The following is a 1655-nucleotide window of genomic DNA, read 5'->3' on the forward strand; positions in this document are numbered from 1 at the left end:
GAACGCGCCGGCCTCATCAGACGACAGCCAAGGACGCCTCGCAGCATCGAGGTCCTCATTGATCCGAAACTCCTGCCGGAGCTAATCTGACCGCCGGACCCAACCTGTCAAAATCACTGTGCAGAGCCACTAGTAGCTGAAGTATCGCGCGTCGTCGGAATCTCGGGTTGTTCCATAGTCTTCGGCAACTTCTGCAGTTCGCCTTGCTCTAGCGGACACGAAGTCGGAGTACTCTTGCGGGTTATCGGCGATGTACTTGATCTCGTCGCCATGATAGGCCTTCGCGGCTTCCCGGAATGATCTGCGATCTTTTAATTCTATCACAGGAGGAGTTTAAACCAGCGAATACGGTCTTGTTGCTGATGATGAGCTGCCGCTTGAGCCAGATTCGCCCAACCGCATGTTGGTGAACGCATCCGCAAAGCTGTTTGCATCCGCTTGCTCGTCAGCTTCGGCAACGGGCGGTGATTGGTAGTAATACGAGCCGTTGATGCGATTATACATGGCGATTGGTGCTCCCGTCGGGCATAGATTTCTGCACTTGGTCAAAGGCCTGTTAGGCCGTGTGGAGCTGATAGGCAGCCTGGCTTACGAAAACCTGGCGTGGATCCCGCTAATCGTACTTCACTCTGGCTTCTCACCGTGCTTGCTTCCAAACGAGCACGGCGCACGCTCAAGCCATTGGCATTCAGTAGGTTTGATGAGGCCGCGAGCAAGTCCCAGAATGCCTCTTCACAAACAATTGGATCGTTCGATGTTGGCCTGCCGACTCCAAGCGGATCGTTGGCTTTCCAAACTCCCACCGCACCGCCTCATATCCTGTTCTTCGGTTCGATGGTTCAGAGCAGCTCGTAAGCGGGTCGTCTTAAATAGATTGACGATGTCCAGGCTTTGACCGGCGATATCGCCTATCTAACTGCGGCTCGTGAAAGCGCGCCCTTTGTCAGCGTCAGCGCTCATTTATCCAAATCCGCATTTCGCCTTCGCCGCGGTTAGCCCAGCTGAACCACGGAATGAATGTCAACCGCTGCGGTTCTAGCTGTCCAGGCACCTTGTCGTAGTGATAAAGTGCCGCTTCTTCGGATTGCGTGTGTTGCAGTCGCACTCCGTCAGCCTGCAGCAAAATCCTGCCCTTGAGGAGACCAGTTCCGTCGACAAGCGAAAACTGGCTGTCTGCATGAAGCCAAACGTTGTGTAACTCGGTCCCGTTGTCGACTTCCTCAAGGCAATAAACTAACGGGCCACGCTCTATGGCCACCTTGCCGGCCAAATTGCGCACTTGCGGATGGCCGTAGACGCGACGCACTTGCATCGGCAGCAATAGTTTGACGCGATCTCCCTGCCTCCATGTCCGGTGAATGTGCAAATAGCCATTTTTCGGCTCGCAATTGATACGTTCTGGCTATATGCTTTGTTTTTTAACATCCAGGGCAGGCCGCCTGATTCGGTGGCACAGGATTGCCGGCGCTTCTCGTACTCAATGTCGTAAAAATGTGGCTCCGAGCCGCGTTGCTCCACGAAAAAATTGGCTAGAGCGGTTTCCACTTGATATGGGTCACTACTCGTATCCGGCATGTCGAAAGTAGTTCGCGCATTGCTCGGGTGCAAATGTCTTGATGAGCTTGCCGATCAGCTTCATCAGCGTTGTCGCGGTG

At 54.2% G+C, this 1655-nt stretch carries 2 protein-coding genes; both read right to left on the reverse strand.

Annotated elements, in window-relative coordinates; genetic code table 11:
- Window positions 1-333: 333 nt before the first annotated feature.
- Window positions 334-504, reverse strand: coding sequence for a hypothetical protein (locus tag AC066Y_RS43170; RefSeq protein WP_478279127.1), 171 nt, complete (start codon window positions 502-504; stop codon window positions 334-336).
- Window positions 505-949: 445 nt separating this feature from the next.
- Entirely contained in the window at window positions 950-1312 is a 363-nt protein-coding gene (locus AC066Y_RS43175) for a hypothetical protein (protein ID WP_478279128.1), read from the reverse strand.
- Window positions 1313-1655: the final 343 nt, after the last annotated feature.

The sequence above is a fragment of the Bradyrhizobium sp. USDA3010 genome, assembly GCF_056429065.1.

Coding starts and splice junctions, on each gene's coding strand:
- AC066Y_RS43170 (WP_478279127.1), bottom strand. CDS start 504: ATGTATAATCGCATCAACGGCTCGTATTACTACCAATCACCGCCCGTT.
- AC066Y_RS43175 (WP_478279128.1), bottom strand. CDS start 1,312: ATGCAAGTGCGTCGCGTCTACGGCCATCCGCAAGTGCGCAATTTGGCC.